Source organism: Rhodococcus oxybenzonivorans, assembly GCF_003130705.1.
GTDB classification, from domain to species: Bacteria; Actinomycetota; Actinomycetes; order Mycobacteriales; family Mycobacteriaceae; genus Rhodococcus_F; species Rhodococcus_F oxybenzonivorans.
Genome location: NZ_CP021354.1, coordinates 4,153,733 through 4,179,711 on the forward strand (window position 1 = coordinate 4,153,733; position 25,979 = coordinate 4,179,711).

At 66.0% G+C, this 25,979-nt stretch carries 24 protein-coding genes, 2 pseudogenes and 1 riboswitch; of the genes and pseudogenes, 9 read left to right on the forward strand and 17 right to left on the reverse strand.

The features are described from left to right. Positions 1 to 10: 10 nt before the first annotated feature. The 3 genes from CBI38_RS19615 to CBI38_RS19625 are packed head-to-tail and all read right to left on the reverse strand — an operon-like array spanning position 11 to position 2,798. Positions 11 to 1,096, reverse strand: coding sequence for an adenosine deaminase (locus CBI38_RS19615; RefSeq protein WP_109331414.1), 1,086 nt, complete (start codon positions 1,094 to 1,096; stop codon positions 11 to 13). Between the two features lie 9 nt (positions 1,097 to 1,105). Continuing rightward, positions 1,106 to 2,401: a thymidine phosphorylase gene (locus CBI38_RS19620; RefSeq protein ID WP_109331415.1), complete on the reverse strand. Its 1,296-nt coding sequence runs from the start codon at positions 2,399 to 2,401 to the stop codon at positions 1,106 to 1,108. Continuing rightward, entirely contained in the window at positions 2,394 to 2,798 is a 405-nt protein-coding gene (locus CBI38_RS19625) for a cytidine deaminase (RefSeq protein ID WP_109331416.1), read from the reverse strand. Before CBI38_RS19625 ends, CBI38_RS19620 begins: the two co-directional genes overlap by 8 nt. A gap of 253 nt (positions 2,799 to 3,051) precedes the next feature. Here CBI38_RS19625 and sdhC point away from each other — a divergent pair, with 253 nt between their 5' ends. Genes sdhC through CBI38_RS19645 form a run of 4 tightly spaced genes read left to right on the forward strand, consistent with a single transcriptional unit; the run spans position 3,052 to position 6,447 of the window. Then, positions 3,052 to 3,456, forward strand: coding sequence for a succinate dehydrogenase, cytochrome b556 subunit (gene sdhC / locus CBI38_RS19630; RefSeq protein WP_109335215.1), 405 nt, complete (start codon positions 3,052 to 3,054; stop codon positions 3,454 to 3,456). A 1-nt stretch (position 3,457) separates the two neighbouring features. Next, complete coding sequence (locus tag CBI38_RS19635) at positions 3,458 to 3,901, forward strand: succinate dehydrogenase hydrophobic membrane anchor subunit (RefSeq protein WP_005239887.1); 444 nt, start codon at positions 3,458 to 3,460, stop codon at positions 3,899 to 3,901. A 15-nt stretch (positions 3,902 to 3,916) separates the two neighbouring features. Further along, positions 3,917 to 5,668 (forward strand): succinate dehydrogenase flavoprotein subunit, encoded by a 1,752-nt coding sequence (gene sdhA / locus CBI38_RS19640; protein WP_109331417.1) that lies wholly within the window; start codon positions 3,917 to 3,919, stop codon positions 5,666 to 5,668. After that, positions 5,668 to 6,447 (forward strand): succinate dehydrogenase iron-sulfur subunit, encoded by a 780-nt coding sequence (locus CBI38_RS19645; protein ID WP_109331418.1) that lies wholly within the window; start codon positions 5,668 to 5,670, stop codon positions 6,445 to 6,447. Before sdhA ends, CBI38_RS19645 begins: the two co-directional genes overlap by 1 nt. Here the strand turns inward: CBI38_RS19645 and CBI38_RS19650 are convergent. Both CBI38_RS19650 and CBI38_RS19655 read right to left on the reverse strand, forming a co-directional pair. Beyond that, a complete protein-coding gene (locus CBI38_RS19650) occupies positions 6,419 to 6,667 on the reverse strand; it encodes a BBE domain-containing protein (RefSeq protein ID WP_230989889.1) in 249 nt (82 codons plus the stop codon). The genes CBI38_RS19645 and CBI38_RS19650 overlap by 29 nt on opposite strands. A gap of 102 nt (positions 6,668 to 6,769) precedes the next feature. Further along, positions 6,770 to 6,958 (reverse strand): annotated as a pseudogene (locus CBI38_RS19655) (amino acid permease); the annotation flags it as partial. Between the two features lie 326 nt (positions 6,959 to 7,284). Between CBI38_RS19655 and CBI38_RS19660 the strand changes: the two are divergent. After that, the gene (locus tag CBI38_RS19660; protein ID WP_109331426.1) at positions 7,285 to 8,565 is read left to right on the forward strand and encodes a D-alanyl-D-alanine carboxypeptidase family protein; all 1,281 of its coding nucleotides are present in this window, start codon (positions 7,285 to 7,287) and stop codon (positions 8,563 to 8,565) included. 9 nt (positions 8,566 to 8,574) lie between these two features. Here CBI38_RS19660 and yhjD read toward each other — a convergent pair whose 3' ends face one another. The 5 genes from yhjD to CBI38_RS19685 all read right to left on the reverse strand — a co-directional run bounded on the left by yhjD (position 8,575) and on the right by CBI38_RS19685 (position 14,192). Beyond that, positions 8,575 to 9,597, reverse strand: a complete 1,023-nt coding sequence (yhjD, locus tag CBI38_RS19665; protein ID WP_204164774.1) for an inner membrane protein YhjD — start codon at positions 9,595 to 9,597, stop codon at positions 8,575 to 8,577. Between the two features lie 5 nt (positions 9,598 to 9,602). Continuing rightward, positions 9,603 to 10,637, reverse strand: coding sequence for a tryptophan--tRNA ligase (trpS, locus tag CBI38_RS19670; protein ID WP_109331428.1), 1,035 nt, complete (start codon positions 10,635 to 10,637; stop codon positions 9,603 to 9,605). Positions 10,638 to 10,688: 51 nt separating this feature from the next. Then, a complete protein-coding gene (locus CBI38_RS19675) occupies positions 10,689 to 11,495 on the reverse strand; it encodes an exodeoxyribonuclease III (protein WP_109335216.1) in 807 nt (268 codons plus the stop codon). A gap of 35 nt (positions 11,496 to 11,530) precedes the next feature. After that, positions 11,531 to 12,754, reverse strand: a complete 1,224-nt coding sequence (locus tag CBI38_RS19680) for an MFS transporter (protein WP_162603257.1) — start codon at positions 12,752 to 12,754, stop codon at positions 11,531 to 11,533. Positions 12,755 to 12,968: 214 nt separating this feature from the next. After that, on the reverse strand, positions 12,969 to 14,192 hold the full coding sequence (locus tag CBI38_RS19685) for an NADP-dependent isocitrate dehydrogenase (protein WP_109331429.1): 1,224 nt from the start codon (positions 14,190 to 14,192) through the stop codon (positions 12,969 to 12,971). Positions 14,193 to 14,465: 273 nt separating this feature from the next. Continuing rightward, positions 14,466 to 14,585: riboswitch (SAM riboswitch) on the forward strand. Between the two features lie 119 nt (positions 14,586 to 14,704). Between CBI38_RS19685 and CBI38_RS19690 the strand changes: the two genes are divergently transcribed. Both CBI38_RS19690 and metX read left to right on the forward strand, forming a co-directional pair. Continuing rightward, positions 14,705 to 15,988, forward strand: coding sequence for a bifunctional o-acetylhomoserine/o-acetylserine sulfhydrylase (locus tag CBI38_RS19690; RefSeq protein ID WP_109331430.1), 1,284 nt, complete (start codon positions 14,705 to 14,707; stop codon positions 15,986 to 15,988). Between the two features lie 2 nt (positions 15,989 to 15,990). After that, entirely contained in the window at positions 15,991 to 17,109 is a 1,119-nt protein-coding gene (metX, locus tag CBI38_RS19695; RefSeq protein ID WP_374433350.1) for a homoserine O-acetyltransferase MetX, read from the forward strand. Positions 17,110 to 17,130: 21 nt separating this feature from the next. On the opposite strand, the gene CBI38_RS19700 is transcribed toward metX, so the two are convergent. From CBI38_RS19700 to CBI38_RS19710, 3 genes are read right to left on the reverse strand one after another with little or no spacing between them, the layout of a single operon-like run. Beyond that, positions 17,131 to 17,415, reverse strand: a complete 285-nt coding sequence (locus CBI38_RS19700; protein ID WP_109331438.1) for a DUF3017 domain-containing protein — start codon at positions 17,413 to 17,415, stop codon at positions 17,131 to 17,133. 1 nt (position 17,416) lies between these two features. Further along, complete coding sequence (locus CBI38_RS19705) at positions 17,417 to 18,277, reverse strand: bifunctional methylenetetrahydrofolate dehydrogenase/methenyltetrahydrofolate cyclohydrolase (protein WP_204164775.1); 861 nt, start codon at positions 18,275 to 18,277, stop codon at positions 17,417 to 17,419. Positions 18,278 to 18,310: 33 nt separating this feature from the next. Next, positions 18,311 to 18,916: a pentapeptide repeat-containing protein gene (locus CBI38_RS19710; protein WP_109331440.1), complete on the reverse strand. Its 606-nt coding sequence runs from the start codon at positions 18,914 to 18,916 to the stop codon at positions 18,311 to 18,313. Between the two features lie 43 nt (positions 18,917 to 18,959). Here CBI38_RS19710 and CBI38_RS19715 point away from each other — a divergent pair, with 43 nt between their 5' ends. Further along, positions 18,960 to 19,427: a tRNA (cytidine(34)-2'-O)-methyltransferase gene (locus CBI38_RS19715; protein ID WP_109335218.1), complete on the forward strand. Its 468-nt coding sequence runs from the start codon at positions 18,960 to 18,962 to the stop codon at positions 19,425 to 19,427. Here CBI38_RS19715 and CBI38_RS19720 read toward each other — a convergent pair. Then, the gene (locus CBI38_RS19720) at positions 19,408 to 20,331 is read right to left on the reverse strand and encodes a LysR family transcriptional regulator (RefSeq protein WP_109331441.1); all 924 of its coding nucleotides are present in this window, start codon (positions 20,329 to 20,331) and stop codon (positions 19,408 to 19,410) included. The two genes, CBI38_RS19715 and CBI38_RS19720, sit on opposite strands and share 20 nt — an antisense overlap. Positions 20,332 to 20,420: 89 nt before the next feature. Here CBI38_RS19720 and CBI38_RS19725 point away from each other — a divergent pair. Next, a pseudogene (locus tag CBI38_RS19725) lies at positions 20,421 to 21,380 on the forward strand (TDT family transporter); the annotation flags it as partial. Positions 21,381 to 21,425: 45 nt separating this feature from the next. Here CBI38_RS19725 and CBI38_RS19730 read toward each other — a convergent pair. The 3 genes from CBI38_RS19730 to CBI38_RS19740 form a co-directional block, all read right to left on the reverse strand. Then, positions 21,426 to 21,731 (reverse strand): rhodanese-like domain-containing protein, encoded by a 306-nt coding sequence (locus CBI38_RS19730; protein ID WP_109331442.1) that lies wholly within the window; start codon positions 21,729 to 21,731, stop codon positions 21,426 to 21,428. Beyond that, positions 21,728 to 22,621: a DUF4349 domain-containing protein gene (locus tag CBI38_RS19735; protein WP_109331445.1), complete on the reverse strand. Its 894-nt coding sequence runs from the start codon at positions 22,619 to 22,621 to the stop codon at positions 21,728 to 21,730. The genes CBI38_RS19730 and CBI38_RS19735 overlap by 4 nt, the downstream gene beginning before the upstream one ends. Positions 22,622 to 22,700: 79 nt before the next feature. Then, on the reverse strand, positions 22,701 to 25,955 hold the full coding sequence (locus CBI38_RS19740) for an error-prone DNA polymerase (RefSeq protein ID WP_109331448.1): 3,255 nt from the start codon (positions 25,953 to 25,955) through the stop codon (positions 22,701 to 22,703). Between the last annotated feature and the right edge of the window lie 24 nt (positions 25,956 to 25,979).

Sequence of the window (25,979 nt, forward strand, 5' to 3'; positions counted from 1 at the left end):
ACGACAACGCTCAGCCCACCAGGACGGCGAATCCCGGCTTGATCACTTCGTCGATCAGCTGGAGTCGCTGATCGAACGGGATGAACGCCGACTTCATGGCATTGATCGTGTAGCGCTCGAGGTCCGTCCAGCCGTAACCGAACGTCTCGACCAGTCGAAGCATCTCGCGGCTCATCGTGGTATCGCTCATCAACCGGTTGTCGGTGTTGACCGTCACCCGGAACCGCAACTGTGCGAGCAGGCCGAACGGATGATTCTCGAGGACATCGACCGCTCCGGTCTGAACGTTCGAACTCGGACACAGTTCCAACGGAATCCGCTTGTCGCGCACATAGTTCGCGAGCGATCCCAGAACGGGGACACCGTCGTCGCCGATCGTGATGTCGTCGGTGATCCGAACCCCGTGCCCCAGCCTGTCCGTGCCGCAGAAGGCGATGGCCTCGTGGATCGACGGCAGGCCGAATGCCTCGCCGGCGTGGATGGTGAAGTGCGCATTGTTGTTGCGCATGTATTCGAAGGCATCGAGGTGACGGCTCGGCGGGTTACCGGCCTCGGCTCCGGCGATATCGAAACCGACCACACCGCGGTCGCGGAACCGCACTGCGAGTTCTGCGATTTCCCGGCTTCGCGCCGCGTGCCGCATCGCGGTGAGCAGGACCCCCACGCGCACTCGCTGACCGCGCGTCTCCGCGGCCGACTCCCCCGCCCGGAAGCCGAGCAGTACCTGCTCCACCACCTGATCGAGCGTCAGCCCCTCCTCGAGGTGCTGCTCGGGAGCGAAGCGGACCTCGGCGTACACCACGCCGTCGTCCGCCAGATCCTCCGCGCATTCCCGGGCCACCCGCTCCAGCCCTGTCGGTGTCTGCATCACCGCAACCGTATGAGCGAACGTCTCCAGGTAACGCTCGAGCGACCCGCTGTCCGCAGCCTCGCGGAACCAGGTGGCGAGTGCCGGCGCGGTATCGGCGGGCAATCCGTCGTACCCGCAGTCGCGGGCCAGTTCGAGAACTGTCTCGGGCCGGAGACCTCCGTCGAGATGGTCGTGCAGCAACACCTTCGGCGCTCGGCGCAGGGCCGACAGATCGAGTGCGGTCATGCGTCGACGTTAGCCTGAGGGCTCCTCGATTCGCTCGATGACGAGCGGAGCCGTCACGCTCGGCGCGTCGGCGACGATGGTCCATGCATTGTCGAGTGACACCTTCGCCGCCCTGAACCGCTCCGGCGTGTCCGTGTGCAGCGTGGCGAGCGGAGTGCCGACCGAGACGGTCTGCCCGGGCTTCGCGTGCATCTCGATGCCTGCCGCCGCCTGCACCGCCTCACCTTGGCGCGCTCGACCCGCGCCCAGCCGCCACGCAGCAAGACCGACCGCCATGGCGTCGAGACCACACACCACACCGTCGGTCTCCGAGAGAATCACCTCGGTGTGGCGGGCTTTCGGGAGCGGGGCGTCGGGGTCGCCGCCCTGCGCCCCGATCATGGCCCGCCAGCGGTCCATGGCGGACCCGTCCCGAAGCTTGTCCGCGGGGTCGACTCCGTCGATTCCCGCTGCCTTCAGCATCTCTCGGGCCAGCTCGAGGGTGAGCTCGACCACATCTGCGGGGCCGCCGCCCGCCAGCACCTCCACCGCCTCCCGTACCTCGAGGGCGTTGCCGGCGGTGAGCCCGAGGGGTGCGTCCATCGCCGTGAGCAACGCCAGTGTCCGCACCCCGGCGTCGTTCCCCAGATCTACCATCGTCTGCGCGAGCTCGCGCGCATCGTCGAGCTTCTTCATGAACGCGCCCGACCCCACCTTCACATCGAGCACCAGCGCTTCGGTGCCTTCCGCGATCTTCTTGCTCATGATCGAGCTGGCGATCAGAGGAATCGATTCGACGGTCCCGGTCACGTCGCGCAGCGCATACAGCCGCCGGTCGGCGGGGGCGAGGTCGGCACCGGCCGCGCACACCACGGCGCCGATAGCCGGGTCGGACAGGATTTCGGCCATCTCGGAGGTGTCGAGGTCGGCGCGCCAGCCGGGGATCGCCTCCAGCTTGTCGAGTGTCCCCCCGGTGTGGCCGAGGCCGCGGCCGGACAGCTGCGGTACGGCGGCCCCACAAGCGGCGACGAGCGGCGACAACGGGAGGGTGATCTTGTCGCCCACTCCCCCTGTCGAGTGCTTGTCCACCGTGGGGCGTCCCAGGTGTGTGAAGTCGAGCCGACGGCCCGAGGAGATCATCGCGGTGGTCCATCGGCTCACCTCCTCGCGGGTCATGCCACGGAAGTAGATCGCCATCGCCAACGCCGACATCTGCTCGTCGGCGACGACTCCGTGGGTGAATGCCTCGACGACCCAGTCGATCTCTGCACCGGTCAGCTCTCGGCCGTCTCGTTTGGCGGCGATGATCGAGGCAGCATCATGCACGGCGGATCCTTTCGGTCTCGTCCGGACCGAAGGCGTCCGGCAGCAACTGGTCCAACAGCCGGATTCCGGCTCGGTGATCGACGAGCAATCGAGGGCCTCCGTGCTCGAGGAGTAGCTGACGACAACGTCCGCACGGCATCAGTATCTCCCCGGCCGCGTCACAGCAGGTGAAGGCCAGCAGCCTGCCTCCCCCGCCCGCAAATAAGTTACCGACCAGTACACACTCGGCGCAGAGCCCTAACCCGTATGAGACATTTTCCACATTGCATCCGACGACAATTCGCCCATCGTCCACCAGTGCAGCCGCACCCACGGCAAATCCGGAGTAGGGCGCGTAGGCCCTACTCATCACCCGTTGCGCGTTGGCGCGCAACAGATTCCAATCGATCTCGCTCATGGTTGACCATCCAATCATGCCCACTGAATGGATGCAGAGAATCCCCCTGAAGCCCTCATTTCGATTTGGGGAGGCAAACCTAACTTCGTTTCCGCAGGCTGTACGAATCCGGAGTCGAGTTAGTTCCCGAGATTCTGTTGGGTTTACAGTTCAGAGAAGTCGGTTCAGGATCTCGTCGGGTCCAGCTGAGGTACCCCCGAAAAGCTACGCAGGCTCGACGCGTCCACCAATGACGTTGGAGGCACAGCACTCGATGAGTAGCACGACTGAAGCCGCTCCGGCCAAGGAGCGCACACGGTCGCTTTACCGGGGCGACCCCGGAATGTGGTCCTGGGTTTTGCACCGGATCACAGGCGTAATGACGTTCTTCTTCCTTTTCGTCCACGTGCTGGATACCGCGCTCGTGCGCGTGAATCCCGACACGTACGACAGTGTCATCGAGACCTACAAGAACCCGATCGTCGGGCTCATGGAACTCGCGCTCGTCGCCGCGGTGCTGTACCACGCACTGAACGGTGTCCGGGTGATGCTGGTGGACTTCTGGTCCAAGGGGCCGCAATACCAGCGCCTCATGCTCTGGGTCATTCTCGCGATCTGGTTCCTGGTGATGATCCCGGGCGCCGGCCGCATCTTCTACAACATGTTTGCGGGGCACTGACATGACGACAGAAGCCAAGAGTCTCGGCAAGACCTACGACCGTCCCGCCAGCCTGGACAACCCGCGCTCACCGCGCCGGACGTCGAAGAACAACTTCGAGCTGTACGCGTGGCTGTTCATGCGGTTCTCCGGTCTCGCGCTGATCTTCCTCGTCCTCGGCCACCTGTTCATCATGCTGATGCTCGACGACGGTGTGCACCGCATCAACTTCGCGTTCGTCGCAGGCCGCTGGTCCAGCCCGTTCTGGCAGTTCTGGGACCTCACCATGCTCTGGCTTGCCCAGCTGCACGGCGGCAACGGACTCCGGACCGTCATTGCGGACTACTCCCGCAAGGACTCCACGCGCTTCTGGCTGACCACGATCCTCGTTCTCTCGATGATCCTGATCATGGGCCTGGGCACGTACGTCATCTTCACCTTCGACCCCAATATCTCGGCGAGCTAGGGGAGCACAGACTTCATGCAGGAACACCGTTATGACGTGGTCATCGTCGGTGCCGGCGGCGCCGGCATGCGCGCAGCGATCGAGGCCGGGCCGCGCGCCCGCACCGCGGTTCTGACCAAGCTCTACCCCACCCGCAGCCACACGGGCGCTGCCCAGGGCGGCATGTGCGCGGCACTGGCGAACGTCGAGGAAGACAACTGGGAGTGGCACACCTTCGACACCGTCAAGGGCGGCGACTACCTCGCCGACCAGGACGCCGTCGAGATCATGGCGAAGGAAGCCATCGACGCGGTGCTCGACCTCGAGAAGATGGGTCTGCCGTTCAACCGCACTCCCGAGGGCAAGATCGACCAGCGTCGTTTCGGTGGCCACACCCGCGATCACGGCAAGGCCCCCGTGCGCCGTGCGTGTTACGCCGCCGACCGCACCGGCCACATGATCCTGCAGACGCTCTACCAGAACTGCGTCAAGCACGACGTCGAGTTCTTCAACGAGTTCTACGCGCTCGACATCGCCATCACCGAGACGGAGAACGGCCCGGTTGCCACCGGCGTCATCGCCTACGAGCTGGCCACCGGCGAGATCCACGTGTTCCACGCCAAGTCGATCGTGTTCGCCACGGGCGGCTCGGGACGCATGTACAAGACGACGTCCAATGCCCACACCCTCACCGGTGACGGCATGGGCATCATCTTCCGCAAGGGCCTGCCGCTGGAGGACATGGAGTTCCACCAGTTCCATCCCACAGGCCTGGCTGGGCTCGGCATCCTCATCTCCGAGGCGGTGCGCGGCGAAGGTGGCATCCTCCGTAATGCGGACGGTGAGCGCTTCATGGAGCGGTACGCCCCCACCATCAAGGACCTCGCTCCGCGTGACATCGTCGCCCGCTCGATGGTGCTCGAGGTACTCGAGGGCCGCGGCGCCGGACCGAACAAGGATTACGTCTACATCGACGTGACCCACATTCCCGAGGAAGTCCTCGACGAGAAGCTCCCGGACATCATGGAGTTCTCCCGCACCTACCTCGGTGTCGACCCGGTCAAGGAACCGGTGCCGGTGTACCCGACGTGCCACTACGTCATGGGCGGTATCCCCACCAAGATCAACGGTGAGGTCCTGCGCAACAACGAGGACATCGTCGCCGGCCTGTACGCCGCCGGTGAATGCGCCTGCGTCTCCGTGCACGGCGCCAACCGCCTCGGCACCAACTCGCTGCTCGACATCAACGTCTTCGGACGCCGCGCCGGCATCGCCGCCGCGGAGCACGCGATCACCACCGAGTTCGTGCCGCTCCCCGACGCCCCGCAGAAGATGGTCGAGGACTGGATGGAACTCATCCTCTCCGATCACGGCCACGAGCGTGTCGCGGACATCCGCAGCGAACTGCAGCAGTCCATGGACAACAACGCGTCGGTATTCCGTACCGAAGAGCGCCTCACTCAGGCCCTCAAGGACGTACGCGCCCTCAAGGAGCGCTACAACCACATCACGGTGCAGGACAAGGGCAAGCGCTACAACAGCGACCTGCTCGAGGCAGTCGAGCTCGGCTTCCTGCTCGAAATGGCAGAGGTCACCGTCGTCGGTGCGCTCAACCGCAAGGAGTCCCGCGGCGGCCACGCTCGCGAAGACTTCCCCGACCGCAACGACGCCGAGTACATGAAGCACACGATGGCATACAAGGAGGGCGACGGCCTGCTCTCCGACATCCGTCTCGACTACAAGCCGGTAGTCCAGACCCGTTACGAGCCGATGGAGCGTAAGTACTGATGAGCGCACCTGCAGTCGACAAGAGCGAAGACAAGTCGGATCTCCCTGCCATCCCCGAGGGCGCCGTCATGGTCACCCTCAAGATCGCGCGGATGAACCCGGAGTCGGGCGAGGGTCAGCACTGGGACAGCTTCCAGGTGCCGGCGCTGCCCACCGACCGCATGCTGAACCTGCTCCTCTACGTGAAGGGCTACCTCGACGGCACCCTCACGTTCCGGCGCAGCTGCGCCCACGGCGTGTGCGGCTCGGACGCGATGCGGATCAACGGCGTGAACCGTCTGGCCTGCAAGCTCCTCATGAAGGACATGCTGCCCAAGGACGGCAAGCCGGTCACGATCACCGTCGAGCCCATCAGGGGTCTGCCGGTGGAGAAGGACCTCGTCGTCGACATGGAACCCTTCTTCGACGCATTCCGCGCCGTGAAGCCGTTTCTCATCACCACCGGCAACGAGCCCACCCGTGAGCGCATCCAGTCGCAGCACGATCGCGCACGTTTCGACGACACCACCAAGTGCATCCTGTGCGCCTGCTGTACGACGTCGTGCCCCGTGTACTGGAGCGACGGCAGCTACTTCGGTCCCGCTGCCATCGTCAACGCGCACCGCTTCATCTTCGACAGCCGTGACGAGGGCGCCTCGGAGCGCCTCGACATCCTGAACGACAAGGACGGTGTCTGGCGCTGCCGGACCACCTTCAACTGCACCGACGCATGCCCGCGCGGCATCCAGGTCACGAAGGCGATCCAGGAAGTCAAGCGCGCGTTGCTGTTCGCGCGCTGAGCGAATCTCCCAGCACACCAGCAGCTCCAGAGCGCCTGCGGTAACCGGACACGGTTACCGCAGGCGCTCTGGGCTGTGACCCTCCCCTCCCGCCGCCTTCTGGTGCGCGGCAGGCTCGGCGGGGGAACCACGTCGCCGTCGACGACCTCGGTCCAGCCGGTGACACGGGCACGCTCTGCTCGGAATTGAAGACGTTGTCCGGATCGTAGGCGGTCTTCACCTGACGTAGCCGCCGTCACCGTAGGGGCGCAGTGCGCGCCAGAAGTCGGCCGCCCAACTCAGTGCCGTCGAGTTCAGGGCGGGGTCGTTCCAGGCCGCGTTTGCCCACCGGACCGGCGTCTCGAAGGACGTCGTTGTACGTGCCGAAGATCCCGACCGCCACCGAGATGAACGCGAACGACACCGCGAACACCTGGAAGGAGCCCAGAGTGCGCTTCAGCTCCGGCTTATAGCCGCAATCGCGACATTCTCGGTCTGCGGTCTGCGCGCCCACCACATCTTCTGCCGTCATCTCGGTCGCCTCCCATCAGAATCGGGAATTGCCGGAAGTGCGGATCGCTGGCAACGACGATGTCGCGACGCTCGTCCCACCATCAGAGCGAGACTGGTCCGTTTCATAATCCCCTTCATGGACACATATGTCAGCGTTGGTTCGGCTCCCTAAATGCTCTGCTCCGGCGCTTTCAGGGTGAGGCCCGCCAGACCCGGCGCGACGTCCTCGCTCGACCGCGCGGGCACGCGCTCGCCTCGACGTCACGAATGGATGTCACTCGGCCAGTGCTTTTCTCGCGCTCGGTACCCATGGCATACGCTCCTTCTTCGATGAGGTGGCGTCGAGTGGGTATCGCAGTCGTGTCCGGGGTTCTCTTCGCCGGACTCTCGGTGACGTCTGCGGGCGCTATTCCTCCCGTCGTTCCGCCGCCGCCCACGTCGACGCCGTTCACCACTCCCAACACCGACAACTGTCCGAACCGGTCGTCTCCCGCTCCCGCGGTCGACTCTTCGGAGGTTCCTCGGCCGGGTGATCCGACACCGAGCGCGATGGCCGTGCCCGACCGCCCTGTCGGTGGTGCGAAGCTCGGCGCCTGCGGGGTGGTTCTTCCCGACGACGCACCGCCACCTCCCGCGGACATCTCCGCGTCGGGATGGGTCGTCGCGGACATCGACAGCGGCGCCGTGCTCGCTGCCAAGGACCCGCACGGCCGATACCGCCCTGCCAGCACCATCAAGATGCTGCTGGCGCTCGTGGCTCTCGATGAGCTCGACCTCGACAAGACTGTGACGGCCACCGCCGAAGACGCCGAGGTGGAGGGTAGCGCCGTCGGAATCGGCAAGAACGGCCGATACACCAATCGACAACTGATGCAGGGCCTGGTGATGGCGTCGGGCAACGACGCGGCTCATCTACTGGCACGGCAGTTGGGCGGCGACGATGCCGCGGTCGAGAAGATGAATCGCCTCGCCGACACTCTCGGCGCCCACGACACCCGTACGGCGACGCCGTCCGGGCTGGACGGGCCCGGCATGAGCAGCTCCCCGTTCGACCTGGCCCTGATCTTCCACGCCGCGATGAAGAACCCGACGTTCGCCGAGCTGATCTCCACGGAGACTGTGCAATTCCCCGGATTCCCCAGGGACCCCGCGATACCCGAGGATCAGGACCGTCCCCCATTCGCGTTGGCCAACGACAACCAACTTCTCTACAACTATCCCGGCGCACTGGGCGGCAAGACCGGATTCACGGACGATGCGCGCCACACCTACGTCGGCGGCGCCGACCACGGTGGCCGTCGATTGGTGGTCACTCTCATGGGCGCCGAAGCTCAACCCATCCGGCCCTGGGAACAGGCCGCCCGGTTGCTGGACTACGGATTCGGGCTCGATTCAGACGCGGAGGTGGGTTCCCTCATCGATCTCGAACCGTCCGAGGACTCCTCCGGCGCGGTACTTGCAGCAACGCCGGATCAGAATTCGGCTGACACGACCAGCTCTGGCGTCGCCTCCAGCTCCGATCGCGCCGACGACACCACGGCTCTGCGCATCGGTGTAGGCGTCGGCGGTTCGGCGATCATCCTCGTGCTGCTGCTGTGGGCGTGGCGCCTCCTGCGCCGTCGTTGACTGCCGCCGTCAGCGTTTACTGCGGAACAGAAGGCCGGACAGTCCCAGCGCGGCGAGTGCGCCTGCGCCGACGAGAGCGATTCCGCCGCCGATCCCGGGACCTTCGTTGACCTGGACGCGAGGCGTGATGACCGCCGGATCCGGCGGGGGGACGAATGCGAGCGCCAGACTCTCCTGGGTAGTGGCCGCCCACGCGGTCGCGAAGAGCAGCATCCGGCACGTCAGGTAGATGAAGACCAGGAGACCGATGATAGGTCCGAACGCCACGCCGGCCGGACCGCTGGTGACGATCGACAGATAGATGGCCCCGACCTGCTTGAAGGCCTCGAACACCACCGCGGCGAGCACAGCCGCCTTCATCGCACTGCGGAAGGCAACAGGTTCGCGGGGTAGGCGGGAGATCACCCAGGTGAACACCGCCCAGGTAGCGACCACGGACACCAGCGCCGACAGGACGCGCAAACCGAGGTCGATGCCCGCGATGTTGCCGAGGTTCAACACCCTCACGACTGTGCCTGCCACCGGACCGCTACTGAGGGCCGACGCGCCCAGCGACACCACCATCGCCAGACCGAGTCCGATGAGAGCCCCCGCATCACCCAGCTTGGTCTTCAGGAAGCCCGGGGATTCGTGGGTACTTTCCCACATCGCTGTGAGTGCATCGCGCAGATTCGCCATCCACCCGAGCCCCGCGTAGGCGGCGCCGAGCAGGCCGAGGACACCCACGCCGGCGCGGGACGCAATCGCCGAATCGATGACGGTGTTGAGCGTGTCCCCGAGACTCCCGGGAACATTCTTGGTGATGCTCTCCTGCAGTTCCTGCAGCAACTCCGGCTGGCCGGCGAGTACGAAACCGGCGATGGCGAACGCGATCATCAGAATCGGAATGAGTGCCAGCACACTGAAATACGTGATTCCTGCGGCGTAGTAGTCGCCCTTCTGCTGCTGGTATCGCCCGGCGGCCCGTATCACGTGGTCGAACCAAGGGCGCGCTGCCCGCTGTTTCTCGAGGATGCTCGCTTCGTCCGCCACGGTGCTCAACCCTTCGGTGTCAGGAACCCGACCTTCTCGTACACGGTCGCCAGCGTCTGCGACGACACCTCACGGGCGCGGTGCGCACCGGCTGCGATGATCCGATCCAGTTCGGCCTCGTCCGCGAGGAACTCGTCGACCTTCGCCCGTAACGGTGTCACGAAGTCGGTGAGAACGTCGGCCGTATCGGATTTCAGATCGCCGTATCCCTTGCCCTCGTAGCCCCCCACCAATGTCTCGATGGGCGTGCCGGACAGTGCGGACTGAATGGTCAGCAGGTTGCTCACACCGGGTTTGGTCTCCCGGTCGTAGCGGATCTCCCGCTCGTTGTCGGTCACGGCGGACTTGATCTTCTTCGCGGATACCTTGGGGTCGTCGAGCAGATTGATCAGACCGGAGGGACTCGGCCCCGATTTGCTCATCTTCGACGTCGGATCCTGCAGGTCGAAGATCTTGGCGGTGCCCTTGATGATCTGGGCCTCGGGGATCACGAACGCCTTGCCGAACCGGGTGTTGAACCGCTGGGCGAGATCGCGGGCCAATTCGAGGTGCTGGCGCTGGTCTTCGCCGACCGGGACACGCTGCGGCCGGTAGAGCAGGATGTCGGCGGCCATCAGCACCGGGTAGGTGAACAGACCGACGCTGGCGTTCTCGGTGCCCTGTTTTGCGGACTTGTCCTTGAACTGCGTCATGCGGCTGGCCTCACCGAAACCGGTGATGCAGTTGAGGACCCACGCCAACTGCGCATGCTCCGGAACCTGGCTCTGCACGAACAGCGTCGAGCGGTCGGGGTCGATTCCGACGGCGAGCAATTGGGCCACAGCGATCTTGGTGCGACGACGCAACTCCTTGGGATCCTGCGCGACGGTGATCGCGTGCAGATCCGGGATGAAGTAGAACGCTTCGAATTCGTCCTGCAGAGGAACCCACTGCTGCAGCGCGCCCAGGAAGTTGCCGAGGTGGAACGAGTCGGCGGTGGGCTGGATGCCGGAGAGCACCCGGGGCCTGGCGGTGGGCTTCTGATCTGCAGGGGTCGACATGAGTACTGATCTTTTCACGTGGGGCGGAACGAGACGAATCAGATACCGGGGTCAGCGGTACTGGACGGTGACGGGTGCATGATCCGACCACCGCTGGTCGTAACTCTCAGCTCTCTCGACCACGGCCTGCTTGGCGCGTTCCGCGAGCGCTCTGGTGGCGATCTGGTAGTCGATGCGCCATCCGGAGTCGTTGTCGAACGCCTTTCCCCGGTAGGACCACCACGAGTACGGGCCGGCGATGTCGGGGTGGAGGAGACGCACCACGTCAGACCAATGGGCGTCCTCCGCGAAGAGAGCGCTCATCCATTCGCGCTCGTGCGGCAGGAACCCGGAATTTTTCTTGTTGGTCTTCCAGTTCTTCAGGTCGAGTTCGGTGTGAGCGATGTTCCAGTCGCCGCACACCACCATGTGCCGCCGGGCGGCGACCGCAGCGCGGGCGCTGTCTGCCAGGTAGCGGCCGAAGGACTGCATGAACCGTTCCTTCTCCTCCTGCCGGGGCGTTTGTGCCTCGCCGGACGGCAGGTACAGGCTCGCGACCGTCAGATCGTCGAAATCGGCCTCGAGGTACCGGCCCGCTCCCAGGAATTCCTCGTCACCGTGACCCACCCGAAAGGCGTCCGCCGGTCTACGCGAGAGGACGGCGACACCGTTGCGTCCCTTCGCCGACGGCTCCGCGGACGCGAGATGCCAGCCGCTCGCCAGCGCAGGCGCGAGAGTCTCGGCCAGCTGTTCGTCGGACGCCCGCGTCTCCTGCAGGCACACGACGTCGGCCTCGGTGCGCTCGATCCACTCGGTGAGCCCCTTGCGGGCGGCGGCGCGAACGCCGTTGACATTGACGGTGGTGATGATGTGTGGCACGGCAAGCACCGTAGCGGACGCGTACGACAGCGCGGCTACCGAGACGAACGGGCGCTGCGGCGTTCCATGGCTACCGCGACGGTGAGGACCACGAGCCCGGCCACGGCGAGCAGCGCACCGACCGCTGCGGGAGCCGTGTACCCGTAGCCGGCCGCGATCACGACACCACCGATCCAGGCTCCGAAGGCGTTCGCGATGTTGAGCGCGGCGTGGTTGAGGGACGCCGCGAGCGTCTGGGCGTCCGCGGCGACGTCCATCAGCCGGGTCTGCAACCCCGGCACCATCGAGGCACCCGCCGCGCCCACACCGAAGACGAGCACGAGCGCCGTGTACGGGTTGTGGGAGGCGATGACGAAAACCGCGAGGAGCACCCCGAGCGCCGTCATCGAGACGAAGAGACCGGGAACCAGTGCCCGGTCGGCCAGTCGGCCGCCGAGGAGATTGCCCGCCACCATGCCGAGCCCGTAGATCATCAGCGCCAGTGGCACCAGGGACCGCGAGAGTCCGGCGACATCGGTGAGCGTCGTACTGATGTACGTGTAGACGGCGAACATGCCGCCGAACCCCACCATGCCGATGATCAGCGTCATCCACACCTGAGGACGGCGGAGGGCGCCGAGTTCGGTGAGCGGATTGGTCATCCGCATCGCCGCGAGTGGAGGCAGCCAGGACCAGATGGCGACGAGGGTCGCCGTGCCGATGCCGGCAACGAGGACGAAGGCGCTACGCCAGCCGAGATTCTGGCCCAGCCACGACGCGGCGGGCACACCCACGACGTTGGCCACGGACAGTCCCATCATCACGAGGGCCACCGCCTTGGCCCGCTTGCCACGCTCCGCGAGGTGTGCGGCGACGAGTGCTGCGACACCGAAATAGGCACCGTGCGGTAGGCCCGCCACGAAGCGTGCAGCCATCACGACCCCATAGTTCGGTGCCAGCACGGTGGCGGCGTTGCCGAGCGTGAAGGCGGTCATCAACGCGATCAGCAGCGTCTTGCGCTGCACTCGCGCCGTCAGGGCGGCGATGAGCGGCGCCCCGACGACCACTCCCAGCGCGTACGCCGAGATGACGTGCCCCGCAGTCGGCTCGCTGATGCCCAGGCTCGCCGCGATGTCGGGCAGGAGGCCCATGGCGACGAACTCGGTGGTCCCGATGCCGAACCCACCCAGGGCGAGCGCGACCATGGCGAGCGTGCGGACCGATGAATGATGCGCGACGACACCGGCCGGCTCGGGGCGGATGGACGTGGAGGTGCTCACAGAAGACACACTTTCGGATAGAGACGTACACGACTACGCGGCAGAGAGCGCCTCAGTCGGCAACGACCTCCGGAGGGATTCTCTTCCCTGTTCCGGCCCGGCCGTGCATGGAACGGGCGTGAGCTCACTCACCCACGGCTGACCTGCGAACACAGAACGGGACGTCCCCACAGAGGGAACGTCCCGTATCTGTACTGCTGGAGGTGCTGTGCGCTTACTGCTCGGCGATGGCCTTCTGGAGGTTGATGTCGAGCGCACCGAGGAACTCCTCGGTGGTCAGGAAGCCCTGATCGCCGCCGACCAGCATCGCGAGGTCCTTGGTCATCTGGCCACCCTCGACGGTCTTGATGACCACGTCCTCGAGCTTCTGCGCGAAGGCGATGACGTCGGGGGTGTTGTCCAGCTTGCCGCGGTGCTCGAGTCCACGGGTCCACGCGAAGATGGACGCGATGGGGTTCGTGGACGTCGGCTTGCCCTGCTGGTGCTGACGGAAGTGACGCGTCACGGTGCCGTGTGCGGCCTCCGCTTCACAGGTCTTTCCGTCCGGGGTCAGCAGCACGGAGGTCATGAGGCCGAGCGATCCGAAGCCCTGGGCCACGGTGTCGGACTGCACGTCGCCGTCGTAGTTCTTGCACGCCCAGACGTAGCCGCCCTCCCACTTGAGCGCCGACGCCACCATGTCGTCGATGAGGCGGTGCTCATAGGTCAGACCTGCCGCGTCGAACTCCGACTTGAACTCGGTTTCGTAGACGTGCTGGAAGATGTCCTTGAACGCGCCGTCGTAGGCCTTGAGGATCGTGTTCTTGGTCGACAGGTAGACCGGGTAGTTCTGCTGCAGGCCGTAGTTGAGCGAGGCCCGGGCAAAGTCCGTGATGGACTTGGTGAAGTTGTACTGACCCTGGACGACGCCGCCGTCCTCGGGGAAGTTCACCAGCTCGTGCTCGATCGGCTCGCTGCCGTCCTCGGGCGTGTAGGTGATCATCACCTTGCCGGGGCCGGGAACCTTGAAGTCGGTGGCGCGGTACTGGTCACCGAAGGCGTGGCGGCCGATGATGATCGGCTTGGTCCAGCCCGGAACCAGTCGCGGAACGTTGGAGATGATGATCGGCGCACGGAAGATCGTTCCACCGAGGATGTTACGGATGGTGCCGTTGGGCGACCGCCACATCTTCTTCAGGCCGAACTCCTCGACTCGGGCCTCGTCCGGGGTGATGGTCGCGCACTTGACGCCCACGCCGTGCTTCTTGATGGCGTTGGCCGCGTCGACGGTCACCTGGTCGTCGGTCTCGTCCCGGTATTCGATGCCGAGGTCGTAGTACTCGAGGTTCACATCCAGGTAAGGATGGATCAATTTGTCTTTGATGAACTGCCAGATAATGCGCGTCATCTCGTCGCCGTCGAGTTCGACGACGGTGCCCTCAACCTTGATTTTGGACATGGGTGCTTCGCGTCCTCCTAGGAAGTTTCCCTGGTTACACGGTTGCGGGCACACTTTGTGAGTGGGTCCGCGAACGGTTCGCTTATCAAACGTAGACGGTCAGGACGGTCGCTGGGAGACCGCGCCTAAACAAGACAAGCGTACTGCTATGCGCCGGGCTCGCAATACCTGGGGCCCTGCAACCTGCTCCTACTCACGGGTAACTTTTCCCTGCTAGGGGCCCTGATCGGTGCCGTTTCCGGTCGTTCGGCTCCAGCCGCTAAGATCACCAGAGGTCATGAGTGCCAGCAACGAGCCCCGGCTAGCTGGCCGGCAACCCTCCACCGCGGTGGGGTGCCCCGGGTGATGACCTGGTTCCCTGATTAACACGCAGTCGGGTGACAAGCGCGGGTCCGACATCGGAGGTTCATGATGTGTTGTTGTTGTCGTAGATAGACCCCAGCCACGCCCTGTGCGCGAACGATCCCGAATATGTCGTCCGCGCCTCGTCAGACCACTGGAGTAGACAGCACATGACCGAGAACTGGTCGTTCGAGACCAAGCAGATCCACGCCGGGCAGACATCCGACGCCACCACGAAGGCGCGGGCACTGCCGATCTACCAGACCACCTCGTACACCTTCGACAACACCGATCATGCTGCCGCACTGTTCGGCCTGGCCGAGCCGGGCAACATCTACACCCGCATCATGAACCCCACCCAGGACGCCGTCGAGCAGCGCATCGCCGCACTCGAAGGGGGCGTCGCCGCACTGCTGCTCTCGTCCGGACAGGCCGCGGAGACCTTCGCGATTCTCAACCTCGGCGAGGCCGGCGACCACATCGTCTCCAGCCCCCGTCTCTACGGCGGCACCTACAACCTCTTCCACTACACGCTGCCCAAGCTCGGCATCGAGGTCTCGTTCGTCGAGGATCCCGACGACCTCGAGCAGTGGCGCAGCGCGATTCGCGACAACACCAAGGCCTTCTACGGCGAGACCGTGTCGAATCCGCGGAACGACGTCCTCGACCTCCCGGGCATCTCCGGCATCGCGCATCAGCACGGCATTCCGCTGATCGTCGACAACACCGTGCCCACGCCCTACCTCATCCGCCCGCTCGAACACGGCGCGGACATCGTGGTCCATTCGGCTACCAAGTACCTCGGTGGCCACGGCACGGCGATCGCCGGTGTGATCGTCGACGGCGGCACCTTCGACTGGACCCAGGGCCGGCACCCGAACTTCACCACCCCCGATCCCAGTTACCACGGGGTCGTCTTCGCCGAACTCGGTCCGCCGGCGTACGCGCTCAAAGCGCGGGTGCAGCTGCTGCGCGACCTCGGTTCCGCCATCTCGCCCTTCAACGCGTTCCTCATCGCGCAGGGCCTCGAAACGCTGAGCCTTCGCATGGAACGGCACGTGTCGAACGCGACCACCGTGGCCCAGTACCTCGAGGCCCGGCCCGAGGTCATCGCGGTCGGCTACACCGGGCTCGCTTCCTCACCCTGGCACGAGCGCGCCAAGCAGATCGCGCCCAAGGGCGCAGGCGCCATCGTGACGTTCGAACTCGCCGGCGGAATCGACGCCGGAAAGAAGTTCGTCAACGCTCTCACCTTGCACAGCCACGTCGCCAACATCGGTGACGTGCGTTCCCTGGTGATCCATCCCGCGTCCACCACCCATTCGCAGCTGACCGCCGAGGAGCAGGCCGCCAGCGGCGTCACCCCCGGACTGGTGCGCCTCGCCGTGGGCATCGAGGGAATCGACGACATCATCGCCGATATCGAAACCGGCCTGACGGCGGCGGCATCTTGACCGTGAGCGCACTGCAGCAGCTGCCCGTGTCGGACGGACGTCTGGGCTACATCGACATCGGTTCTCTCGAGCTCGAGAGTGGAGCCGTCCTTCCGTCGGTCACCCTCGCCGTGCAGCGCTGGGGCGAGCTGTCCCCCACCCGGGACAACGTGGTTCTGGTCGAGCACGCTCTGACCGGCGACTCCCACGTGACCGGCCCCATGTCCGACGAACATCCTTCACCCGGCTGGTGGAGCGGGATGGTGGGTCCGGGTGCACCGATCGACACCGACGAATGGTGCGTCGTCGCCACCAACGTGCTCGGCGGTTGCCGGGGCACGACAGGGCCAGGTTCGATCGCCGAAGACGGCCGTCCGTGGGGCAGCCGCTTTCCCGAGATCTCCATCCGCGACCAGATTGCGGCCGAGAAGAAACTCACGGACCTTCTCGGCATCGGGAAGCTGGCGTCGGTCATCGGCGGGTCGATGGGCGGAATGCGCGCCCTCGAATGGGCCGTCACCTACCCCGACCGGATCGCGTCCGCACTCGTCCTGGCCGTCGGTGCCCGCGCGACCGCGGACCAGATCGGTACCCAGACCACGCAGATCGAAGCGATCATCAGCGACCCCGACTGGCAGGGCGGCGACTATCACGGCACCGGGCGGATTCCCCGTACCGGGCTCGGCATCGCCCGCAGGATCGCCCATCTCACCTACCGCAGCGAGAGCGAGCTCGATTCACGGTTCGCAAACTCCCCGCAGGTGGGCGAGGACCCGTGGCGTGGCGGCCGGTATTCCGTCGAGAGCTATCTGCAGCACCAGGCGGACAAGCTGGTCGGCAGGTTCGATCCGAGCACCTATGTGCTTCTCAGCGAGGCGATGAACCGGCACGACGTCGGCCGCGGCCGCGGTGGGGTCGCCGCTGCGCTCGCCACCGTGACTGCACCGGTGATCGTGGGCGGCGTCGACTCGGATCGGCTCTATCCGATCCGCCTGCAGGAGGACCTCGCCAACGAGATCCCCACCTGCGACGGCCTCCGGGTACTCAACTCCCGGGACGGCCACGACGGGTTCCTCACCGAGGCCGATGCCGTGGCCAAGTTGCTTGCCGAGACGATGGAATTGGCCCGCACAGGGCGCTGACGTTCCGCCTGCTCGGGACCGTCAGTCGGTCCCGAGCGGGTCGATCGACACGGCGAGCCAGACGATGGCTCCCCCGACAGCCACCAGCGCGCCGACGTCGAACGACTTGCTGCGGACAGCGAGAAGGCCCACGCGCTCCGAGGGCATCGTCAAGCGGAAGATCGCGGCCAGCAGGGTCGCGGCACCGAAGACGAACGCTCCCCGTCGCCACCGTTCGGCCAGAACGAAGACGACGGCCACCGCGATGACGAGGAGAACGGCGAGCATCGGCAGATTCTTCTTCGCGAACTGCCCCCAGTCCGCCATCTCAGCCGCGAGAAGCCGCGACGCGCTCGGCCCGCTCCACGACGTTGCTGAGCAGAAATGCGCGGGTGAGCGGTCCGACTCCACCCGGGTTCGGTGACAGGAAGCCGGCCACCTCGGCGACATCCGCCGCCACGTCTCCGCGCAAACCGTCCTCGGTCCGGCTGACCCCCACGTCCAGCACGGCGGCGCCGGGCTTGACCATGTCGGCCGTGACCAGCCCGGGAACACCCGCCGCCGCGATCACGATGTCGGCGCGGCGAACCTCGGCGGCCAGGTCCCGCGTGCGGGTGTGGCAGAGCGTGACGGTGGCGTTCTCACTGCGCCGGGTGAACAGCAGACCGATCGGGCGGCCCACCGTGACACCGCGACCGACGACGACCACGTGCGCCCCCTCGATCGGCACCTCGTAGCGCCGGAGAAGGTGCAGGATTCCGCGCGGTGTGCACGGCAGCGGCGCCTCCTTGCCCAGGACGAGCCGGCCGAGGTTGACGGGGTGCAGTCCGTCCGCGTCCTTGTCGGGGTCGATGCGCTCGAGGGCGGCGTTCTCGTCGAGCTGCCGGGGCAGCGGCAGCTGCACGATGTATCCCGTGCAGTCCGGGTTGGCGTTGAGCTCGTCGATCGTGGCGTCGAGCTTCTCCTGGGTGATGTCACCGGGAAGGTCTCGTCGGATCGACGTGATCCCGACCTTGGCGCAGTCGTTGTGCTTCCCGCGCACGTAGGCGGCCGATCCCGGATCGTCGCCCACCAGGACGGTCCCGAGCCCGGGTGTGATGCCCTGGTCCCTCAGTGCGGTCACCCGCACCTTCAGGTCTTCGAAAATCTCGTCGCGGGTGGTCTTGCCATCGAGGATCGTTGCAGTCACGGAGCCCATTCTCTCAGGTACCCGATACATGCGTCAGGTCGGTTCCACCACCAGCCCGTGGGCGGCAGCGTAGGCGATGGCCTGGGTCAGTTCGATCTGTGCCCCGTCGAGTGAGGCCGCCGTCCACAGATGTGCGTCCACGTGGGCGCCCCGCAGGTCAGCGCCGCCCAGTTTCGCGCCCCCGGTCCGGGCACCGAGGAGGTCGGCCGCACGCAGAACCGTGCCCCGCAGGTCGGTTCGCACAAGGTTGGCCTCGCGGAACCGGCAGTCGGTGAAGTCGAGGTCCCGCAGATCGGCGCCGCCCAGCGAGGCGAGCGTGAAGTCGCATTCCTCGACGATCATCGGGCGCAACCGGCAGCCGTCGAACTCGGAACCGAGGAAGCTGCAATGACGGAACGTGCTGTGCCACAACGTTGCCCGCGTGAACGAACAGGACCGAAAGGCCGTTCCGACATGCTGCGACTCCGACAGGTCGGCACCGGTGAAGTCGCAGTCCGTGAAGATCACCGATTCCGTGCGGAGTCCGCTGAGATCGGCGTCGCGGAAGTGGCACTTCGTGTAGTGCCGCCGACGCCAGTCCTGACCGGGGAGTCGCGCGTCGCCGAAGTCCTCACCCACCACTTCTTCCACTGCATCCATCCGTCCATCATGCCGCCCGACGGTGTACCCCTAAGCTGTGCGGGTGTTCCGAGTGATGTTCCACGAGCCCCGTATTCCACCCAACACCGGCAACGCCATCCGCCTGGTGGCAGGCACGGGATGTGAGCTGCATCTGGTGGGGCCGCTGGGGTTCGACCTCTCGGAACCGAAACTCAAGCGCGCGGGGCTCGATTACCATGACCTGGCGTCTGTGACCGTCCACGAAAATCTGGACGCCGCGTGGGCGGCAGTCGAACCGGCGCGAGTGTTCGCCTTCACAGCCCATGCCACCGTGTCGTACGCCGATATCTCCTACGAACCGGGCGACGTACTGCTCTTCGGCCCGGAACCCACCGGGCTGTCGCAGGAGGTGCTGTCCGACCCGCACGTGACGGAACGCCTGCGCATCCCGATGTTGCCCGGCCGGCGGTCGTTGAATCTGTCGAATGCCGCTGCTCTGGTGACGTACGAGGCGTGGCGGCAGCACGGATTCAGAGGGGCTGCGCTGTAAGTCCCGCTCCCGCGGTGGCCCCGACCGCGATGTCGAGGAAGTCCCGTGCGGCACCGCGCACTCCCCGCACCGGATCCCAGACGGCCGACAACCGCCGAGGGAGGGTCAACCCCTCCACCTGTACCGAGGCCAGCCGCCCGTCGGTGAGGTCGGCTGCTACCGCGAGGGAAGACAGCACTGCCGGGGCGTTTCCGGCGATCACCGCGGCCTTCACCGCGGTGCACGAGGTGAGCTCCAATAGAGGTGGGACACAGTGCGGTACCGCATTCTCGAGCGTGGTGCGCGTTCCCGAACCCGACTCCCGTTGGATCATCGGCGTGGTTGCCAACTCCGACACGGGGATCGGCGAGCGTCGAACCCAGTGATGGTCCGGCGGGACGACCACGACGAGGTGATCCCGGCCGATCTCCCGGGACTGCAGTCCCGGCGGAATGTCGGGTCCCTCGACGAAACCGAGGTCGGCTTCACCGGACAACACGCGCGCCGTCACCTCGGACGAGTTGAGCAGGCGCACCGATGTGACCACGTTGGGGAATTTGCGCCGCATCGCGACCGTCCAGCCCGGAACGAGGTACTCGGCGATGGTCATGCTGGCCGCCACCGTGAGCCCGGCCTGCCTCTCCCCCCGCAGTGCCGCGACTCCGGACGCGAGCTCCTCCGCGGTCGCCAGGATGTGACTGGCCCATTCGAGAATGAGAGCGCCCTCGGCCGTGGGCCGCACTCCGCTGGCGCCGCGGCTGAACACCTTGATGCCGAACAGACGCTCCGCCGTGCGGACCCGCGCACTGACCGCCTGCTGACTGAGTCCGTGTTCGCGGCCCGCCGCACCCATGCTCCCGAGACGCTCGACCGACAGCAGTACATCGAGGGCATTGAGTTCGGGGACTCGGGGAGAGAGCGGCACATCCCAAGGCTAGTCCCACAAACTCGATTTGTGGGTACGCAACCGCAAGCCTTCTACCGGCGGCGACAGGTACTCGGCAGGCTGTGAGCATGACGCCGAATTGGTTCGCAGCAGTGATGGGAACCGGCATCGTTGCGGTGGTGGCCGCCTCGCTGCCGACCGAGATTCCCGGCGTACGCGGCGTGTCCGAGGTGTTCTGGCTGCTCGCCGCCGCGCTACTTCTCACATTGGCCACCGCTCTCGGGCGCCACTGGTTCCGGTGTCGCGACGAGGCCCTGGCCGACGCCCGCAGCCACACCATGTTCCCCTTCTACGGTGCCGTGTCGATGGCCATGTCGACGGTCGGCGCGGCCACCGGCTCGGCCGGTCACCACCGTCTCGGCGAACTGTCGGTGACCGTGGCGGCGGCGCTGTGGTCGATCGGGACGATCGTCGGCGTCGTCACCTACGCGGTGATGGCCGGCCGACTGCTGCAGCCGTACCGGGTGACGCCCACGCCGTCGTGGTTGCTGCCGGTTGTACCCCCGATGGTGTCCGCCTCGGGCGGCGCCGCACTGGTCCGGCACCTCCCGGAAGGCGCGCCGCAGATCACATTGCTGGTGTTCTGCTACGCACTGTTCGCGCTGGCTCTCACGGCGGCAGTGGCGGTCACGGTCGTCGTCGGCCGGCAACTGTTGCGCGACGGCCTTCCGGGCACCGCCCTCGTCCCGACCTTGTGGATACCGCTGGGCGTGATCGGGCAGTCGGTCGCGGCGATCAACCTACTCGGCGCCGCGTCCGGGCACACCTGGCTCCACACGGTCGGCGTCGTCTACGGAACTACCGTGGGCACGGGCGGTGTTCTCGCCCTCGCAACCGTGATCACGGTGACGGCGCGGGCATTTCACCGAGGACTCGACTTCACGCCCGCCTGGTGGAGTTTCACGTTTCCCGTCGGCACCTGCGCTCTGGGCGCGAACGCACTGGGCAGCGCGATGCACTCGACGGTGATCGTGGGCGCGGCAACGATGCTGTGGTGTGCGCTGCTTCTGATCTGGAGCGTCGTGGTGTTCCGCACGCTGCGCTACCTGCATCGACTGCTGGTCGAGCGTGCGCTAACCGGTTTCGACAGGTCGTCCCGACTGCAGCCAGGCCGAGGTGCCACCGGCGACGGACACCGCGTTGATTCCTCGACCGTTCAGGTATTCAGCGGCCTGCAGGCTGCGCCCACCGACCGCACAGATCACGTACACCACATCGGCGTCGGGTATCTCCCCGACTCGGGAGACGAACTCGCTCAACGGGATGAGGGTCACGCCCGGCACCCTCACCTGCGCGTACTCGTCGGCTTCACGCACGTCGATGACGGGGGCGCCTGACGCCAACGCCTCGTCCAACGCCGACAGTTCGACTTCGATCATTCTGTGTTCGCCTCTTCTTTTTGCGGCGCCGTACCGGTCGTGGGCCGGCGCGGCGTGTTGTACATCCGGCGCAGACGGTACGCGCCGTAGACGACCAGTGCGATGACGGCCACGAAACCGAACCAGGGAATCAGCGCCCCGACGACCACCGCGCCACCCTTGATCGCCGACAGCAGAGCGTGCCACCCGGCGACGAGACCCTCCCAGAAGTTGTCGGGGCCCGAGCTCGGTCTTTCCGTGTCAGTGGTGGTGACGTCGATCGTGAGGGTGGCGAGTGCGATCTGATCGCTGAGTAACCGCTTCTGCGCGGTAAGGCTGTCCAGTTCACCCTGCCGCTCCGACAGTGCCCTCTCCGCTTCGATCAGATCGGCGGTGTTCGCGGCCGACGCGATGAGCCCCTGGAGCCGGGTGACCGACGCTGTCAACGCACCGATCCGGGCATCGAGATCCTGCGACTGCATCGTCACATCGCTCTTGGTGACGCTGACGCTGGTGACCTTGCCGAGTTCTCGCAGATCGTCCAGCGTGCGCGTGAGGTCGTCGGCGGGCACGCGGATGGTGAGGGAACTGCTGGCATCCTGATCTTCGGAGCCGGGCTGCTCGGTGAGCTGATCGACGCGACCACCCACCGCATCTACCTTGTCGACGATCTGTCTGCCCACCGCAACCGGGTCGTCGGCAGTGATCGACACCTGGCCGGTGATGATTTCCTGCCGTTCAGTGGGTGCCTGATCCTTCGCGGGCGCCTGCAGCGCACCCCCGGCTTCCAGCGACCTGCTGTCGCCGGGCACCGGCGCGGGCGCGGGCTGGGAAGAGTCGCTGTCGGATCCGCCACACCCCGCGAGCACCAGCGACATGAGGACGATGGCCGACAGAACGTATCTCTTCATGCCCGAATGCTAGCGGTGTGCCGACGGCCCGGTTGACGATCGACGACGACATGCGCCCGCACGCGATCACCAGGCGCGTTCAGCGGAAGTCACGGGACTTGGCCTTCATCCGCAAGTCCATCAACTGCAGGCGATCCGCCACCACCGTGACGGCACCCTCCGCATTTTGGACCTTGCCCCGCACCAGGAGCGCAGGTGCAGTGTTCGCGAGCTTGCGGTACTTCGCCCACAGGCCCACCGAACACACCACATTGACCATCCCGGTCTCGTCCTCGAGATTGATGAACGTGACACCGGCCGCAGTCGCCGGGCGTTGCCTGTGTGTCACGGCACCGCCCACCAGGACCCGATCGCCGTCGGGAATCTGCAGCAACCGGGCTGCCGGAATCACCCCGAGCGCATCGAGTTGCGGGCGAAGGAACTGGGTGGGATAGGTGTCCGGGGACACTCCGGTGGCCCACACATCCGCTGCCGCCAGTTCGAGATCACTCATTCCTGGCAGGGTCGGCGCCCGAGTGGACGCCCCTATTCCGGGAAGCCGGTCACGCCGCTCCCCTGCCGCGGCGCCCGCGGCCCACAACGCCTCCCGTCGGGTGATACCGAAACTGTCGAGGGCCCCTGCAGTGGCGAGCGACTCGGCCTGGGCAGTGTTCAGTTCCACCCTGCCCGTGAGATCGAGGAAGGAGGTGAACGGACCCCCGTCGTTCCGGGCTTCGACCATGCGCTCGGCCAGTGCGGTGCCGATGTGCCGCACCTCCCCGAGACCGAGCCGCACCTCCAGGCCCCCGGCCTCGACGGTGGCGTGCGCGAGGCTGGCGTTGATGTCGGCACCGTGCACCCGCACCCCGTGCCGTCGGGCGTCGGCCACCAGCGACTGCGGCGAGTAGAACCCCATCGGCTGTGCCCGCAGCAGACCTGCGCAGAATGCGGCCGGGTGATGCAGTTTGAACCACGACGAATAGAACACCAGCGCCGCAAAGCTCTGCGAGTGACTCTCGGGAAACCCGAAATTGGCGAAGGCATACAGCTTCTCATAGATCCGGTCGGCCACGTCGTTACCGATTCCGTGTACGTCCCGCATGCCCTGATAGAGCCGGTCCTTCAGCTGTTCCATCTTCTCCGCCGAGCGTTTGGACCCCATGGCCCGGCGAAGCTGGTCGGCCTCGGCCGGAGTGAACCCCGCGACATCGACCGCTACCTGCATCAGCTGCTCCTGAAACAACGGCACACCCAGGGTGCGTTCGAGTGCCTTCTCCAGCGACGGGTGGTCGTAGGTGACCGGTTCGAGCTTGTTGCGACGGCGGATGTAGGGATGCACCGAACCACCCTGGATGGGTCCGGGCCGGATGAGAGCGACCTCCACCACCAGGTCGTAGAAATTCCGCGGCTTCAGCCTCGGGAGGGTGGCCATCTGCGCCCGCGACTCCACCTGGAACACCCCGACCGAGTCGGCCCGCTGCAACATGTCGTAGACGGCCTCCTCGGACAGGTCCAGTTGCGCCAGATCCACTTCGATCCCTTTGTGCTCGGCTACCAGATCGATCATGTAGTGCAGGGCCGAGAGCATGCCGAGTCCCAGCATGTCGAATTTCACCAGACCCACCGCCGCGCAGTCGTCCTTGTCCCATTGCAGGACGCTGCGGTTCTCCATGCGCGCCCACTCCACCGGGCACACGTCGGCGATGGGCCGATCGCAGATCACCATGCCGCCGGAGTGAATGCCGAGATGCCGTGGATATCCCTCGATCTGGGCTGCCAGTTCGAGCACGGCAGGGGGTATGTCGGTGCCCTTCCCCTTTCCGACACCTCCCCAGCGATCGACCTGTTTGCTCCACGCATCCTGTTGGCCCTGCGAGAAGCCCAGGGCCCGTGCCATGTCCCGCACCGAGGACTTCCCCCGGTACGTGATGACGTTGGCCACCTGCGCCGCGTACTGCCGCCCGTACTTCGCGTAGACGTGCTGGATGGCCTCTTCGCGGCGGTCCGATTCGATGTCGACATCGATGTCCGGCGGGCCGTCGCGTTCGGGTGAGAGAAAACGTTCGAACAATAATTTGTTGCGCACAGGATCGACGTTGGTGATGCCGATGGCGTAGCAGACCGCCGAGTTGGCCGCCGAACCCCTTCCCTGGCAGAGGATGTCGTTGTTCTTGCAGAACGACACGATGTCGTGGACCACCAGGAAGTAGCCAGGGAAGTTCAACGTCGTGATGGTGTCGAGCTCGTGCTCGATCTGCCGGTACGCCTGCGGGTGGTCCTCCGGTGCACCGTAACGGCGGCGCGCCCCTTCCATCGTGAGCTGACGCAACCAACTGGCCTCGGTGTGGCCGTCGGGCACGGCGAAGGGTGGTAGCTGCGGTGCGATGAGCCGGAGGTCGAAGGCGCATTCCAGCCCGAGTTTCGCCGCACCGCTGACCGCTTCCGGGTACGCGGCGAAGAGGTGGGCCATCTCCTCGCCGGAACGCAGGTGGGATCCGCCCGTCGGAGGTAGCTGCCCGGCCGCGTCGTCGAGGCTGCGGCGACCCCGGACCGCGGCCATCGCCATCGCCAGCCGCCGGCGCGGGGGGGCCGCGAAATGTGCTGCAGTGGTGGCTATTACACCCAGGCCGTGCTGCTGCGCGAGTTCGGCGAGGCAGTCGTTGCGTTCACCGTCCTCCGGAATGCCGTGGTGTGTGAGTTCCACCGTGACCCGCTCGGCCCCGAACCGGTCGATCAGCTCGCGCAACCGGCGGGCAGCTGCGTCCGGACCGCCGTGGGCCAAGGCCTGACGCACGTGCCCCTTGCGGCAACCGGTCAGGATCTGCCAATGACCTCCCGCCGCATCGGCGAGCCGGTCCATGTCGTAGAGAACTTTGCCTTTCTCTCCTCCCGCCAGGTGCGCTGCGGCGATCTCACGAGACAGACGGCGATACCCCTCCTGTCCTCGTGCGAGCACCAGCAGATGGGCGTCGCCCACAGTGAGCTCGGAACCGAACACCGTGCGCATGTTCCATTCCTTCGCCGCCTCCGCGAACCGGACCACACCGTAGAACCCGTCGTGATCGGTGAGCGCGATGGCCTCGAGACCCAGTCGGACCGCCTCTTCCACCAATTCCTCCGGCGGGGACGCACCGTCGAGGAAGCTGAACGCCGAATGCGCGTGCAGTTCGGCGTAGGGGACGGTGGAGCCGGCACGTATCTGCTCGCCTGCCCGATACTCTCCCCGCTTGCGTGACCACGCCGGACTGTCGCTGCCGTCGCCCGGATACAGCGACTGCGGGTCGACGCGTCCGGGCCTGCCCGACAGGACCCGCTCCATCTCCGACCACGACGGCGGACCGTTGCCCCAACCCACTACTACACACCTCTTCATGCCGCA